The following is a 13163-nucleotide window of genomic DNA, read 5'->3' as shown; positions in this document are numbered from 1 at the left end:
GATGGCGGCGGCACGTTCAACATAGATGCTGGCTGGTCGACCGCTATCGCTGGCAAGCCAGCTCCCACAATTTGATCGTATTCCTTCAGATGGAATGCGAACTACCTGTAGGAGCCAGCCTGCTGGCGATGACGTTTTCACATTCAACATATTTGTTGGCAGACACACCGCTATCGCGAGCAAGCTCGCTCCCACAGTTTGATCAAATTTTTTCAGACAGATAGCGGACAACTTGTGGGAGCTGGCTTGCCAGCGATGGCGGCGTCATGTTCAACATAGATGCTGGCTGGTCGACCGCTATCGCTGGCAAGCCAGCTCCCACAAGTTGATCGAGTTTCTTCAGGTGGAATGCGGACAACCTGTAGGAGCCAGCCCGCTGGCGATGACATTTTCACATTCAACATATTTGTTGGCAGACACACCGCTTTCGCGAGCAAGCTCGCTCCCACAGTTTGATCAAATTTCTTCAGACAGAAAGCGGACAACTTGTGGGAGCTGGCTTGTCAGCGATGGCGGCGTCATGTTCAACATTGATGTTGGATGATCAGCCGCTATCGCCAGCAGGCTGGCTCCCACAGGTATTGTGGTGTTGAAAGAATCACACCATTTCGTTACGAATCCATTCAACCACCGATGTGCGTTTCGGCGTCCAGCCCAGCAGTTCGCGGGCGTGTTTGCCGCGTACCCGGCTGTTGGAGCCGAGGCCGTAGTTGGCCATTTCATAGCCCCACTCGGCTTCGGCATCCGGAAGTGGCCAGTCTTGTGGCTGGCCCAGATTCAGGGCGTCGGCCATGGCGGTGGTCATGTCGATGAACGACGCTTCGCCGCTTTCGACAAAGTAGAACGTGCCCGCGACGTTTTTGGTCAGCGCCAGCAGGTACAGGGCGACGACGTCTTCGATGTGTACGTTGGACCAGATGTTCTGACCCGTGCCGACGTGGCGAACCACAGCGCTTTTGCGCGCCTGTTTCAGCAAGCGCGGCAATTGCACGCTGTCGCGGTTGACGCCCAGGCTGTGGCCGTAGATCAGGGTATTGCAGATGACGGCCGAGTTCACGCCGTCCTTCGCTGCGGCGAGGATCAGGTTGTCGATGGCCACGCGTGCGGCTTTGTCGACGGTCGGCTCGGGGAGGTTGTCTTCGTAGTAGATGACGTCGCTCGACTTGCCGCCGGATGCATCACCGACGATGCTCGAACCGCTGGTGTGCAGGAACACTTTGTTGGAGCCGCGCAATGCATCGAGCAAGGCCTCAACCGCGGCACGATGGTCGCTGCTGGCGGCGTTGATCACTGCGTCGGCGGCGCGGGCCTGTTCGGCGAGCAGTGTTTGGTCGTCGAGGGTGCCGATCACCGGGGTGATGCCCAGTGCTTTGAGTTCATCGGCCTGTTCGGCGCTGCGCACCAGACCCGTGACGTTATGCCCGGCCTGAACCAGACCGGTAGCGATGGAGCCGCCGATAAAACCGGCAGCGCCGGTGACGAATACGTTCATGGAGAAACTCCCTGCGTGAGTAAGTGATGGAACGAGTATCGACCGACGACGGCGGCCGAAAAACCCGCGCTCGCCCAAATCACTGTTGCGCAGAGGTCACGAATCAACCTTTGAAATCGGCGCTGGCGTAGGCTGCGAGTTTGCTCTGGATGAAGTCGAGGAAGCACTGAATGCGCAGCGCCAGTTGCGAGTTACGGTAGTAAACGGCGTTGATCGGTTGGCGATAACCGCTGTTGAATTCCGCCAGCACGACCTTCAAACGCCCGGCGCGAATGTCGTCGATGGTCATGAAGTGCGACAGGCAGGCGATGCCCTGCCCTTCCAGCGCCAAGTGCCGAACGGTTTCGCCGCTGGAGGCGCTGATGGCTGGGGTGATGGGCCAGCGGTCACCGTGCACGTAACGCAACGGCCACTGATTGAGGCCTTCGTTCTGGGTGAATCCGAGCAAGGTGTGCTCGCTCAGTTCGGCGACTTGCAGCGGCGTGCCGTGTTTTTTCAGATAGGCAGGGCTGGCGACGATCAGCAGCGGACTGCAACCCAGCGAACGCGCATGCAATGTCGAGTCGGCGAGCGTGCCGATACGGATGGCGACGTCGGTGCTTTGTTCCAGCAGGTCAATGATCAGGTCATTGCTGTTGAGTTCGAGCTGGATGTCCGGGTAGAGCCGGCGGAATTCGTCGATGTAGGGCACGACGGCGTGCAGCATGAACGGCGACGCGGCGTTGATCCGCAGGCGTCCGGACGGGGTTTGCTGGCGTGAGGACAGGCGTTCTTCGAGTTGCTCCATCTGATCGAGAATCAGCTTGGCCTGCTCAAAGAAATACTTGCCCTCCTCGGTCAGGTCCATGCGCCGCGTGGTGCGGTTGATCAGCGTGGTATCAAGCTTGGCTTCCAGCCGCGACAGCGTGCGACTGACCGCCGACGGCGTCTGTCCGACCTGCTCGGCAGCGGCGGAAATCGAACCGCACTCGATCACACAGACGAAAATCTGCAACTCATCGGATCTGGCTTTCACGGGTGTCCTCTTTGAAATCGCCAAGATCGCAGCCTTCGGCAGCTCCTACAGTGAAATGCGTTCCCCTGTAGGAGCTGCCGAAGGCTGCGATCTTTTGCTGTTACAACCGATAGTAGCCCGAAACCACTCAAGCCTTGAGGCCAAACACCTCACTCAAATGCTGCTCGTAGCGCGCCACATCATTTTCAATGTTCGGACGTTTCATCACATCGACACATAGAAACGTCGGTAACCTGGTCATGCCCAGAAACTCGTTAGCCTTATGAAACGGGAAGTACACCGCGTCCACGCCTTTGCCTTCGAAGAAGTCAGTCGGGTCATCAAACGCTTGCTGCGGGGCGTTCCACGTCAGCGACAGCATGTATTGCTTGCCCTGGACCAGACCACCACTGCCGTACTTCTGCGACGCATCGGAACGGGTGCGACCATCGCTGGCGTAGAGGCTGCCGTGGCCTTCGGTGAAGACTTCGTCTATGTACTTTTTTACTGTCCACGGCGCGCCCATCCACCAGCCCGGCATCTGATAAATGATCACGTCTGCCCAGAGGAATTTGGCGACTTCTTCAGCGACGTCATAACCCTCGTCGATGAACGTCGTTTTGACGTCGACACCGCCGCGATCCAGCACGCTCAGCGCAGCTTCGTGCAGGGTGGTGTTGTAGCGACCGTCAGAATGGGCGAATTTCTTACCGCCATTGAGTAACAAAACTTTTTTCATGAGAAAGCCTCGGCGCAGCCACTGGGCTGGAGGGAGAAGGGAAAAATGGAATGGCGGCAGATTAACGATCCGCCTCGCGCGGAATAAGCCGTGGTTGCGCAAAATACATTTGAGTAAAACGCACGAATCGGACGCAGATTGTTGCCGTAGGATTGGCCGCCATCTGAACTTGAGGAGTTTTATCGATGAGTGAACGCCAGGGTTTCATCCTGCACGCCAAGACCCGCCCGGAGAAATCCGCGGCCTTCGAAGCGCTATTCCGCGCCTATGTCGAGCCAAGCCGCGCCGAGCCGGGCTGCATCGAATATCACATGCTGCGCGATAAAGAAGATCCGACGCTGTTCATCTTCTACGAGATCTGGGCATCCCAGGCACATCTGGATGTGCACTCGAACCTGCCGCACATGAAGGAGTTTTCCGAGCAGCGCATGGACTATCTGGAGCGGGATTTCGACATTCGCGCGATCGACATGCTCAGCGAATCTTCGGCTAGCCGCTGACCAGCAAGTGGGCGCCGAGCGCGCCCAGACCGATGAAGAACACGCGCTTGAACAGCACCGCGCTGATTTGCTGACGCAGCCATTGGCCGAGCAACATGCCAAGCACTGCCGGAATCAGCGCCAGCAGCGAAGCGCTCAATTCGCCGCCACCCAACGCGCCACGCCAGAGCAAGCCGCCGGCCAGCGCCAGGGTCGAGACGGTGAACGACAGCCCGAGCGCCTGAACCAGTTCATCGCGATTCAAGCCTAGCGCTTGCAGGTACGGCACTGCCGGAATCACGAAGACCCCGGTGGCCGAGGTGATGATGCCGGTGATCGCCCCGCAGACCGGGGCGAGCCATGGCTCATGGCGCGGGTGTATGTGCAGCGTCGGCAGGAACAACCCGCTCAACGCATACAGCAACAGCGCCGCCCCCAATCCGCGCACCACCCAATGTCCTCCGGCCATGCCGATCCATAAGGTGCCGATAGCGGTGCCGAGGAAGATCATCAAGAGCATCGGCCAGAGGCGTTTGATCAATCCTTTCAAGTGACCGCCGAATGCCAATTGCCAGACGTTGGTTAACGTTGCCGGGATAATCAGTAACGCGGCAGCCTGTGTTGGCGCCATAGCCAGACCGAGCAGCCCCATGGCGACGGTAGGCAGGCCGAGACCAATGACGCCTTTGATCAGACCGGCGAGCATGAAGGTGGCGATGACCAGCAGGGAAAGGGTCAGGCCGAGGTTCTGGTAGAAGCTTGCGAGTGTGTTCATGGCGCAACTGTGCGCCAGATGAATCGGGCTGGAAATCTGCCATATACTGAGGCTGCCTCTGCCAATGCAAGAGGCTTAGAAATTCATTAAGGCAACTGGCCCCATCGCTGGCAAGCCAGCTCCCACAGGTTTATCGGTTGCATTCAAAACCTGAGTACACACAAAACCCTGTGGGAGCTGGCTTGCCAGCGATGGGGCCAGTCCAGACACTGCAAACCCAGGCTGACAACATGCACTTCGACCTCACCGACCTGCGCCTCTACCTGCACATCCTCGACACCGGCAACATCACCGCCGGCGCCGCCCGCAGTCATCTCTCGCTCGCGGCGGCCAGTGCGCGAATTCGTGCGATGGAAGCCTCACTCGGCGCTGACTTTCTGGAACGCGGTCGCCGCGGTGTCACCCCGACGCCGGCCGGCAAAGCGTTGGCCCACCACGCACGCATCCTCCTGCAACAAGCCGAACGCATGCAGCAGGATCTCGCCGAGTACGCGCAAGGCGTCAAAGGTCAGGTGCGGTTGTTGTGCAATACCACCGCAATCACCGAGTACCTGCCGGAAGTGCTCGCGGACTTCTTGCGCAGCCATCCCAATCTCGACATCGATCTGCAAGAGCTGCCCAGCGCCCGTATCACCCACGCCTTGCGACAGGGGGCGGCGGATCTTGGGATTGTTTCCGACGCGGTCGACACCAGCGACCTGCAAACCCAGTCCTTTCGCGACGATCCGCTGGTACTGATTCTGCCGCTGGATCACCCATTGTCTGACGCCGTCGAGGTCAGTTTCAGCGATGCCTTGCGCTACGACTTCGTAGGACTGAGCGCCGACAGCGCATTGGCGATCTATCTTGAGGAACAGGCTTTGCACAGCGGCTCGCGCATGCAGATCCGCATCCGCGCCGACGGTTTCGACGGCGTGATGCGCATGGTCGGCCACGGCGCCGGAGTGGCGATCGTGCCGCTGGCTGCCGTCGAGCGCGCAACGCCACGCTCATTCAAAAGCGTTGCCCTCGACGAGCCTTGGGCGCGCCGCACGTTGATGCTCTGCGCCAGAGATTTCAGCGCGCTGCCGAGTTACGCCAAAGCACTGCTGAAAGCCTTGACTCTCCCCTAAGGGGCAGACTTCATCCTTGGCCTTTTTACAGCAAGGACGATGACCATGGGCAAACGCATTCTGCTGATTCTCGGCCATCCTTCTACCACGAGTTTTTGCGCTGCACTTGCTGAGCGCTACGCTCAATCAGCACTCGATGCCGGACACGAAGTGCGCCAATTGCGCCTTGGCGAGATGGTTTTCGACCCGGTGTTGCGCGACGGGTATCAACAGATCCAGACGCTGGAAGATGACTTGAACGCGGCACAATCCGACATCCTCTGGGCCGAACATCTGACGCTGGTTTACCCGATCTGGTGGGGCGGTATTCCGGCGCTGCTCAAAGGTTTTTTTGACCGGGTGTTGCTGCCGGGGTTTGCTTTCAAATACCGAAAAGGCAAAGCGTTCCCCGACAAGTTGTTGAATGGCCGCACCGCGCATTTGCTGGTGACCATGGACACACCACCCTGGTATTACCGCTTGATCTATCGCATGCCCGGACTGCATGAAGTACGCAAGACTACCCTCCAATTTTGCGGGATCAAACCACTGCGCACCCTCACGTTCGGCCCGGTGCTCGGCTCAACCGATCAGCAACGAAGAAGCTGGTTGCAACAGGCTCAGGCTATCGCCCGCCGCTGAGTCTGCCGATAATGCGCCGCGCTGTTACTTGTTGAAAAAAGGACTTTTATGTACATCGGCCAAGCCGCGCAACGTTCCGGCACCACCATCAAAAGCATCCGCCACTACGAGTCGATCGGTCTGTTGCCCACACCCCGGCGACAGGGTAACTACCGCCTCTACGATCAGCAGAGTGTCGAACTGCTGATCTTCATCAAGTGCGCCAAAGACATGGGTTTTCGCCTCAAGGAGTTGCAGGCGATCTTCTCCGGACATCACGGTGAAGCGATGCCGTGGGCGTTGGCACAACAAGCCATAGAAGCGAAAAAAAGCGAGATCAATCGCACCATGGCCGAGCTCACGCGCCAATACGCCCAACTCGAGGGGTTCGAAGTCGAGCTGGAGCGAGCAAGAGTCGAATGCCCGCTGGAGAAACTCTAACGATCTGCGCGTTTCTGAGCAGCTCGATGTCGAGCACAGACAACTGAACGGCGACCGGGCGCTATAGGGTGCGACTTCAGTTCATAGCCCACAGCCCGGAGTTCTCATGACCGCGACCGCCCCTATCACCGTTCTGCGCGATACCCATCCGCTGCCGGTACTCGACGCCTGCAAATGGGAAAAACTCGAAGGCGCCCCGCACACCGTCAACCTCAACGCCTACACCAGCGAAGACGGCAGCAAGATCATGGGCACCTGGATCTGCACGCCGGGCAAGTGGCGCGTCGATTATGTGAAGTGGGAGTACTGCCATTTCCAGGAAGGCTACTGCGTGATCACCCCCGACGGCATGGAACCCATCCACCTGCGCGCTGGCGACATCTTCGTGGTTGAGCCGGGGATGAAAGGCACGTGGGAAGTGGTCGAGACGGTGCGCAAATATTTCGTGTTTGCCTGATGCAAAAAAGCCGGGGAACCACCCGACGTGGTTTCCCGGCAACACTTACTACATTCTGATTGGCACTACATGCGTGACACCTGAGCACGCGTTTTAACTGACGCAATGCAGGGGGCCGCTTCGCGCCCCATCGGGGATAAATCCCCTCGCCACAAAGAACCTCACCACAGCCTTATTGAACAGTTACTGCGGCTTGCGATAGCTGTTGATAATCGCCGAGAAATCTTTCCCCCCTTCCCCGCGCTGGCTCATCGCCTGGTACAACTGCTGCGCCACCGCGCCGAGCACCACGGGCTGATGTGCCTGACGCGCCGCTTCAGTGGCAAGGCCCAGATCCTTGAGCATCAGTTCCGCACCGAAACCACCGGTATACCCACGTGAGGCCGGCGCCGTTTCGACGATGCCCGGCCATGGGTTGTACATTTCCGAACTCCAGCAACGCCCGGTCGAACTGTTGATGATCCCGGCCAGCACCGACGTATCGATCCCCAGCGCATCGCCCAGCGCCATCGCTTCACTGACGCCGACCATCGAAATCGCCAGCAGCAAGTTGTTGCAGATTTTGGCGATCTGCCCGGTGCCGACTTCACCGCAATGAACGATGTTGCGGCCCATTTGCGCCAGCACCGGTTGCAGGGTGGCGAACAGTTCCGGCGTGGCGCCGACCATGAAGGTCAGGGTCCCGGCAGTCGCACCGCCCGTACCGCCGGACACCGGCGCATCGGCCATGGCCACCCCTTGTTTGGCGGCAGCCGCGGCGACGTCACGAGCAGTCTGCGGATCGATGGTGCTGCAATCCACCGCCGGCACGCCTTTGCCGATGCCAGCGAGAACACCGTCTTCACCGAGCCAGACGCTGCGCACGTGCACGGCGGCCGGGAGCATGGTGATCACCAGTTCGGCGTCCTCGGCAGCCTCGCGGGCCGAAGCGCGGATGGTGCCGCCCATCTGCTCCAACTCCGCCAACACGGTTTTGTTCAAGTCGACCAGATTCAGCGAATGGCCAGCCTTGATCAGGTTGCGCGCCATCGGCGCGCCCATGTTGCCCAGACCGATAAATGCGATTTTCATGGCACGTTCCTCAGCGCAGGTTGATGGTGGTGTTCACGCCGTCGTTGACGCTGTCGTCATCGAACCAGCGCGCCGTGACCGTTTTGGTCTGCGTGTAGAACTGCACCACCTGCTTGCCGTACGGGCCGAGGTCGCCTAGTTTCGAACCGCGCGAACCGGTGAAGCTGAAGAACGGCACCGGCACTGGAATCGGGATGTTGATGCCGACCTGACCAACATCGATTTCCGTCTGGAATTTACGCGCCGCCGCACCGCTCTGGGTGAACAGGCCCGTGCCGTTACCGAACGGGTTCGCGTTGACCAGCGCAATCGCCTGATCAAGCGTATCGACTTCCAGCACCACCAGCACCGGGCCGAAGATTTCCTGGGTGTAGATCTGCATGTCGGTGGTCACGCCCGAGAACAGGGTCGGGCCGACGAAGTTGCCTTGCTCGTAACCCGGCACGCTGATGTCACGACCGTCCAGCTCAAGCTTGGCGCCTTCCTTGATGCCGCTTTCGATCAGCTCGAGAATCCGTGCCTTGGCCTTTTTCGAGATCACCGGGCCGACATCGGTGCCCGGCTCGTTACCGGCGTTGACGGTGAGTTTCTGCGCCAGCGCTTTCAGGTCAGGCAGCCATTGTTTCGCCGCGCCCACCAGCACCACCACCGAAGTGGCCATGCAACGTTGCCCGGCCGCACCAAAACCGGCGCCAACCAAGGCGTTCAGCGCTTGCTCGCGATTGGCGTCCGCCAGCACCACGGCGTGGTTCTTCGCCCCCATCATCGACTGCACGCGTTTGCCGTGCTTGCCGGCCAGGTCATAGACGTGAGTACCGACAGCGGTCGAACCGACGAAGGACACGGCTTTGATGTCCTTGTGGGTGCACAGGCCATCAACCACGTCTTTGCCGCCGTGAACCACATTGAGCACGCCCGCTGGCACACCGGCCTCAACCGCCAGCTCCACCAGCAACATGGTCGACATCGGATCCTGTTCCGAAGGCTTCAATACGAAAGTGTTGCCGCAAGCGATGGCCATCGGGAACATCCACAGCGGAATCATCGCCGGGAAGTTGAACGGCGTGATGCCGGCGCAAACGCCGATCGGCTGGCGCAGGGTGTAAGTATCGACGCCACCCGCGACGTTCTCGGCGAACTCGCCCATTTGCAGGCTACCAATGGAGCAGGCGTGCTCGACCACTTCCAGGCCACGGAAAATATCGCCCTCGGCGTCGGCAATGGTTTTGCCCTGCTCGGCGCTCAGCACCACGGCGATACGCTTGGAATGCTCGCGGATCAGCGCTTGTAGCTTGAGCATGATGCGCATCCGCGCGCCAATCGGGGTCAGTTTCCAGGTCTGGAAGGCACGCTGGGCGGCGCTGACGGCGGCATCGACTTCAGCGGCGGTCGCAAACGGGACTTTGGCCAGTACTTGCTGGGTCGCCGGGTTGACGATGTCGTGCCACTCGGTGGTCTGTGACTCGACCCACTCGCCGTCGATCAGCAGCTTGACCTTCTGCAGCGTGGTTTCGTTGGGCGTAAGCGATGCGTTCATGCTGGTCTCCGAAACTTGTTTTTATCGTAGGAGCCAAGGCGAAAGGTTCGCCTTGAGATGAGGCGTGTGTCACGAGTTGGTTGTCGGACTGTTTTTGGAGTATAGATGTGCAAACTTCTAATAAGAACGCACATAAAAGCCCGTCCATCATGCAAAAAAACATCACCTCTCTAGGTTCGCTGAACTGGGACGACCTCAAGTTTTTCCTCGAAGTTGCCCGCACCCGCAAGGCCAGCACCGCGGCCAAACGGCTGGCGGTCGACTACACCACCGTGTCGCGGCGGATCAGTTCGCTGGAATCGGCGTTAGGCACGTTGCTGTTCGAGAAATCGCGGACCAGCGGCTTCGTGCTCACCACCGAAGGCCAGCGTTTGCTGGGTTACGCCGAGTCGATTGAAAGCACACTGCACATGGCCTGCGAGCAGGTTTCAGGCTCTGGCGTGGCGCTGTCCGGGCATGTGCGCATGGGCTGCACTGAAGGTTTCGGCAGTTTTTTCATCACGCCGCAACTGAGCCATTTCGTCGACGCCTACCCGGCAATCTCGGTGGATATCCTGCCGCTGCCGCACTTCATCAGCCTGTCCAAGCGGGAGGCCGACATCGTCATCGCGCTGGAACGACCGGAGCACGGGCCGTACGTCTGCTGCAAACTCTGCGACTACCGCTTGCAGCTCTATGCGACCCAGGACTATCTCGACAAACACCCACCGATCCGCCGCCCGGCAGACTTGGGCAAGCATCAATTCATCAGTTATGTGGATGACCTGGCGTTCAGCTCGGAGCTGCTTTACCTGGCGAATGCACTACCGGGTGCCAGCGCGAACTTGCGCAGCACCAGCGTGATCGCGCAATTCGTCGCGGCGCAGCAAGGTCGCTCACTGGCGATTCTGCCGTGCTTCCTCGCCGCGCAGGACCCGCGTTTGTTGCCGGTGCTGCCGGAAGAAATCGACATCACCCGGCAGTTCTGGATGTACTGCCGCGAGGATCTGCGCAAGCTCAAGCGGATCACCCTGTTGTGGGATTACATTCGTGAGGTGACCGAGCGTAATCAGGGTCTGCTGATGGGTGAGACTCGTGAAATGCAGTTCGCCGATTAATCGGCGCTGACCACAATCGAAACGCGGCGGTTCTCCGTGCGGCCCGCGGCGGTGTCGTTGGATGCCACCGGCTCGCTGCTGCCCAGCCCACGTAACTGTATGTTTTCTTGCTTCATGCCAACCGTGCCCAATACGTTGGCGACGCTCTTGGCCCGGCGCAATGACAGTTGCTGGTTGTAGGTTTCCTTGCCCGACGCATCGGTGTGGCCGTCTACGCGTACTCGTTCGATGCCTACGCCCAGCAGCGCCTTGCCGATACGCTCGACGATCTCGGTGCTCTGCGTATTCAAACTCTCGACATCGCTGCCGAACAGCACTTTGCCGGACAGGCCAAACTCCCAGCCATCGTCAGTCAGCTCGAAGCCTTGTTGCTTGAGCACGGCAACCTGCGCCGGAGACAGGCCTTTTTGCGCGGCGGTCTGGCAACCGGTCAGCGCCAATATGGCCATCAACATCAGCGTGGAAAACAGTCGAGCAGAAAAAGTGAACACGGAAATTAGCTCCTGGTTTGAACGGGATTGACCGGGTACTCCGACCCCGCCGTGGATTGAGCGCCACGCGACAGGCGCTTGGCTTGATACATCGCCGCGTCGGCGGCGTTGAGCAGCGCACCGGGGGTGGCGCCATGATCGGGGTAAACCGCGATGCCGATACTGAGCGACGTCACGACACTGCCATCACCCGGCAGGGCGATCGGCATGTCCATGCTCGCGAGAATCTTGTCAGCGATGCGTTCGGCGTCTTCGACCTTGTGCAGAGGCGCGAGCAGTACGGCGAATTCGTCCCCGCCCAAGCGCGCGACCAAATCCCCTTCACGCAACTGCGCGCGCACCCGATCGGCAACCGCCACCAACACCGCGTCACCGGCCGCATGGCCAAAGTTATCGTTGATGCCTTTGAAACGGTCGCTGTCCAAAAACAGTACAGCCACGCGTTCCTTGAGTTTGCCGGCATTGCGCAGGGCCCGAATCAAGCGACCCTCGAAATAGGCGCGGTTCGGCAGCCCGGTAAGACTGTCGTGACTGGCCTGGTGGGCCAGGGTCTCGTTTTCGTTTTGCAGATGGGTTTGCCACGACTCCAGCTCGTCGAGCAAAGCGTTGAAGTCGTTGCCGAGGTTGTCGAGTTCGGCGATCTGCGCTGGCGGCACACGCCGATCCAGCGCTCGTTCGCTACGGGCGGCGTGGGCCACGGTCGCGAGGCTGCGCAACGGGCCGATGATCTCGCGCAATTGTCGGCGTGCCAGATAGATCGCCACCCAGGCGCTGATGGCGGTACAGAGAAGGATCCCCGCCAGACCGCTGAGCAGAAAACGCATCAGACTGCCGCCGTGACCGGTGAGCAGAACACGTCCGATCTCGCGATTCTGATGGATGATCGGCAGGTCGATCGGCTTTTCCAGAATCGCCCGGGCGAGTTGCATTTCCAACTCAGAGATCAGACCGGTTTCCGGTCGCTGCCATCGCGCGAGCAGTTTCCCTCGAGCATCCAGCACCTGAGCGTCTGCCACTTCTTCGGCCGATGCGATCATTGCCAGCGACTCAGTGGCGGCAGCCTTGTCGTTGAACACGACCGCCGCTTCCACGGTGTAGCTGATCGACCGGGCGATCAAATGCAGGTTGTGATCGGCATAAACCCGCAACGCCAGAACGCCCAGCAGGGTCAGCGAGACACTGGCCATCGCCACTGCGACCAGTGCGACCGTCAAGTGCCCACGGCCGAGAACCGAGCCTAGCGTTGGGCGCGTATTGGATCTGAACAGTCTCATTGTGCCGCCGATTTGCGGCGTGACAACTGCAGCACGCTTGGATGAATGCGTACGCCGCTGCGGGCAACAGAGTCGAGATTGACTTCGAAGGACACCTGCTCATCGCCGACGCGCAGACAGAACAGGCTGCCGACTGTGCACTGATCGTCGGACTCGCTGATGCTCAGCACCGGGTGCCCTGTCAGCGAAGCGAATAGCCGAGTGCGTTCATCTGCGGTGAGTTTGCCGATATACACCGCATCGCATTCGGTGACGATGGCCGGGTTGTCGGCCAGCAGACGATGCACGATAACGGGCCTGCCGGTGGCCTGAGTAGTGCCTTTGACCAGATCGTCGGTGTATTCGGTGGGGCCGACGATGCACAGGCGCAGTTGCGCAGGCTCTACCGGCCAGCGTGCGTAACTGAGAATACCCAGTACAACTTGCGTGACCGCCTGCGCCCGCTGTTCGGCCATGCCCGGCGGCGTTTGCGGTTGCGCGACGGCAGCGCCCGCCAGCAAACAGAGCAGACCGACAAGCACTGCGTGCTTGCAGCGAAACACGCGCTCTGTCGCCCAGACAGCCACCTTCATGCAGGGATTCTCTTGGATCGTAACGGGATGAT

Annotated in this window: 15 protein-coding genes; 6 read left to right on the top strand and 9 right to left on the bottom strand. The window is 59.9% G+C overall.

Translation table 11 applies throughout. The features are described 5' to 3' along the window. Nucleotides 1-598 precede the first annotated feature (598 nt). The 3 genes from ACA061_RS03480 to mdaB all read right to left on the bottom strand — a co-directional run bounded on the left by ACA061_RS03480 (nucleotide 599) and on the right by mdaB (nucleotide 3225). Nucleotides 599-1492 carry an NAD-dependent epimerase/dehydratase family protein gene (locus ACA061_RS03480; protein ID WP_497300600.1) on the bottom strand — a complete coding sequence of 298 codons (894 nt, stop codon included), beginning with the start codon at nucleotides 1490-1492 and terminating at the stop codon, nucleotides 599-601. Nucleotides 1493-1595: 103 nt separating this feature from the next. Beyond that, the gene (locus tag ACA061_RS03475) at nucleotides 1596-2507 is read right to left on the bottom strand and encodes a LysR family transcriptional regulator (protein ID WP_150617056.1); all 912 of its coding nucleotides are present in this window, start codon (nucleotides 2505-2507) and stop codon (nucleotides 1596-1598) included. A gap of 127 nt (nucleotides 2508-2634) precedes the next feature. After that, nucleotides 2635-3225 carry an NADPH:quinone oxidoreductase MdaB gene (gene mdaB / locus ACA061_RS03470; RefSeq protein ID WP_497300599.1) on the bottom strand — a complete coding sequence of 197 codons (591 nt, stop codon included), beginning with the start codon at nucleotides 3223-3225 and terminating at the stop codon, nucleotides 2635-2637. Between the two features lie 185 nt (nucleotides 3226-3410). Here mdaB and ACA061_RS03465 point away from each other — a divergent pair, with 185 nt between their 5' ends. After that, nucleotides 3411-3725, top strand: a complete 315-nt coding sequence (locus tag ACA061_RS03465; RefSeq protein ID WP_497300597.1) for a putative quinol monooxygenase — start codon at nucleotides 3411-3413, stop codon at nucleotides 3723-3725. On the opposite strand, the gene ACA061_RS03460 is transcribed toward ACA061_RS03465, so the two are convergent. Then, nucleotides 3715-4479, bottom strand: coding sequence for a sulfite exporter TauE/SafE family protein (locus tag ACA061_RS03460; protein WP_497300596.1), 765 nt, complete (start codon nucleotides 4477-4479; stop codon nucleotides 3715-3717). The two genes, ACA061_RS03465 and ACA061_RS03460, sit on opposite strands and share 11 nt — an antisense overlap. Nucleotides 4480-4709: 230 nt before the next feature. On the opposite strand from ACA061_RS03460, the gene ACA061_RS03455 reads away from it, so the two are divergent. The 4 genes from ACA061_RS03455 (at nucleotide 4710) to ACA061_RS03440 (ending at nucleotide 7089) form a co-directional block, all read left to right on the top strand. Beyond that, complete coding sequence (locus tag ACA061_RS03455; RefSeq protein ID WP_497300595.1) at nucleotides 4710-5591, top strand: LysR family transcriptional regulator; 882 nt, start codon at nucleotides 4710-4712, stop codon at nucleotides 5589-5591. Nucleotides 5592-5636: 45 nt separating this feature from the next. Next, nucleotides 5637-6212 (top strand): NAD(P)H-dependent oxidoreductase, encoded by a 576-nt coding sequence (locus tag ACA061_RS03450; protein WP_150604137.1) that lies wholly within the window; start codon nucleotides 5637-5639, stop codon nucleotides 6210-6212. A gap of 48 nt (nucleotides 6213-6260) precedes the next feature. Further along, nucleotides 6261-6632, top strand: coding sequence for a MerR family transcriptional regulator (locus ACA061_RS03445; RefSeq protein WP_497300594.1), 372 nt, complete (start codon nucleotides 6261-6263; stop codon nucleotides 6630-6632). 106 nt (nucleotides 6633-6738) lie between these two features. Next, nucleotides 6739-7089, top strand: a complete 351-nt coding sequence (locus tag ACA061_RS03440) for a cupin domain-containing protein (RefSeq protein WP_497300593.1) — start codon at nucleotides 6739-6741, stop codon at nucleotides 7087-7089. Nucleotides 7090-7272: 183 nt separating this feature from the next. Here ACA061_RS03440 and mmsB read toward each other — a convergent pair whose 3' ends face one another. Then, nucleotides 7273-8160 (bottom strand): 3-hydroxyisobutyrate dehydrogenase, encoded by an 888-nt coding sequence (gene mmsB / locus ACA061_RS03435; protein ID WP_150617049.1) that lies wholly within the window; start codon nucleotides 8158-8160, stop codon nucleotides 7273-7275. A 10-nt stretch (nucleotides 8161-8170) separates the two neighbouring features. Next, nucleotides 8171-9697, bottom strand: a complete 1527-nt coding sequence (locus tag ACA061_RS03430) for a CoA-acylating methylmalonate-semialdehyde dehydrogenase (protein ID WP_210554463.1) — start codon at nucleotides 9695-9697, stop codon at nucleotides 8171-8173. A gap of 149 nt (nucleotides 9698-9846) precedes the next feature. Here ACA061_RS03430 and ACA061_RS03425 point away from each other — a divergent pair, with 149 nt between their 5' ends. Beyond that, nucleotides 9847-10794 (top strand): LysR family transcriptional regulator, encoded by a 948-nt coding sequence (locus ACA061_RS03425; protein ID WP_150617246.1) that lies wholly within the window; start codon nucleotides 9847-9849, stop codon nucleotides 10792-10794. Here ACA061_RS03425 and yfiB read toward each other — a convergent pair. Genes yfiB through yfiR form a run of 3 tightly spaced genes read right to left on the bottom strand, consistent with a single transcriptional unit; the run spans nucleotide 10791 to nucleotide 13131 of the window. Next, a complete protein-coding gene (gene yfiB, locus ACA061_RS03420) occupies nucleotides 10791-11285 on the bottom strand; it encodes an outer membrane lipoprotein YfiB (protein ID WP_497300591.1) in 495 nt (164 codons plus the stop codon). The genes ACA061_RS03425 and yfiB overlap by 4 nt on opposite strands. A 5-nt stretch (nucleotides 11286-11290) precedes the next feature. Beyond that, the gene (gene dgcN / locus ACA061_RS03415; RefSeq protein WP_210701311.1) at nucleotides 11291-12559 is read right to left on the bottom strand and encodes a diguanylate cyclase DgcN/YfiN; all 1269 of its coding nucleotides are present in this window, start codon (nucleotides 12557-12559) and stop codon (nucleotides 11291-11293) included. After that, nucleotides 12556-13131 (bottom strand): regulatory sequestration protein YfiR, encoded by a 576-nt coding sequence (gene yfiR, locus ACA061_RS03410; RefSeq protein WP_497300589.1) that lies wholly within the window; start codon nucleotides 13129-13131, stop codon nucleotides 12556-12558. The genes dgcN and yfiR overlap by 4 nt, the downstream gene beginning before the upstream one ends. Nucleotides 13132-13163 lie beyond the last annotated feature (32 nt).

This window comes from Pseudomonas sp. LBUM1668 (assembly GCF_059695715.1).
Note: the sequence above shows the minus strand (reverse complement) of the source record. Positions and strands in the feature narration are given on the sequence as shown.

Excerpts from the sequence above, each read along its gene's own strand:
- ACA061_RS03440 (WP_497300593.1), top strand. The coding sequence starts at position 6,739 with ATGACCGCGACCGCCCCTATCACCGTTCTGCGCGATACCCATCCGCTG.
- ACA061_RS03445 (WP_497300594.1), top strand. The coding sequence starts at position 6,261 with ATGTACATCGGCCAAGCCGCGCAACGTTCCGGCACCACCATCAAAAGC.
- yfiR (WP_497300589.1), bottom strand. The coding sequence starts at position 13,131 with ATGAAGGTGGCTGTCTGGGCGACAGAGCGCGTGTTTCGCTGCAAGCAC.
- ACA061_RS03460 (WP_497300596.1), bottom strand. The coding sequence starts at position 4,479 with ATGAACACACTCGCAAGCTTCTACCAGAACCTCGGCCTGACCCTTTCC.
- dgcN (WP_210701311.1), bottom strand. The coding sequence starts at position 12,559 with ATGAGACTGTTCAGATCCAATACGCGCCCAACGCTAGGCTCGGTTCTC.
- ACA061_RS03425 (WP_150617246.1), top strand. The coding sequence starts at position 9,847 with ATGCAAAAAAACATCACCTCTCTAGGTTCGCTGAACTGGGACGACCTC.
- ACA061_RS03465 (WP_497300597.1), top strand. The coding sequence starts at position 3,411 with ATGAGTGAACGCCAGGGTTTCATCCTGCACGCCAAGACCCGCCCGGAG.
- ACA061_RS03455 (WP_497300595.1), top strand. The coding sequence starts at position 4,710 with ATGCACTTCGACCTCACCGACCTGCGCCTCTACCTGCACATCCTCGAC.
- mmsB (WP_150617049.1), bottom strand. The coding sequence starts at position 8,160 with ATGAAAATCGCATTTATCGGTCTGGGCAACATGGGCGCGCCGATGGCG.
- ACA061_RS03480 (WP_497300600.1), bottom strand. The coding sequence starts at position 1,492 with ATGAACGTATTCGTCACCGGCGCTGCCGGTTTTATCGGCGGCTCCATC.
- mdaB (WP_497300599.1), bottom strand. The coding sequence starts at position 3,225 with ATGAAAAAAGTTTTGTTACTCAATGGCGGTAAGAAATTCGCCCATTCT.
- ACA061_RS03430 (WP_210554463.1), bottom strand. The coding sequence starts at position 9,697 with ATGAACGCATCGCTTACGCCCAACGAAACCACGCTGCAGAAGGTCAAG.
- ACA061_RS03450 (WP_150604137.1), top strand. The coding sequence starts at position 5,637 with ATGGGCAAACGCATTCTGCTGATTCTCGGCCATCCTTCTACCACGAGT.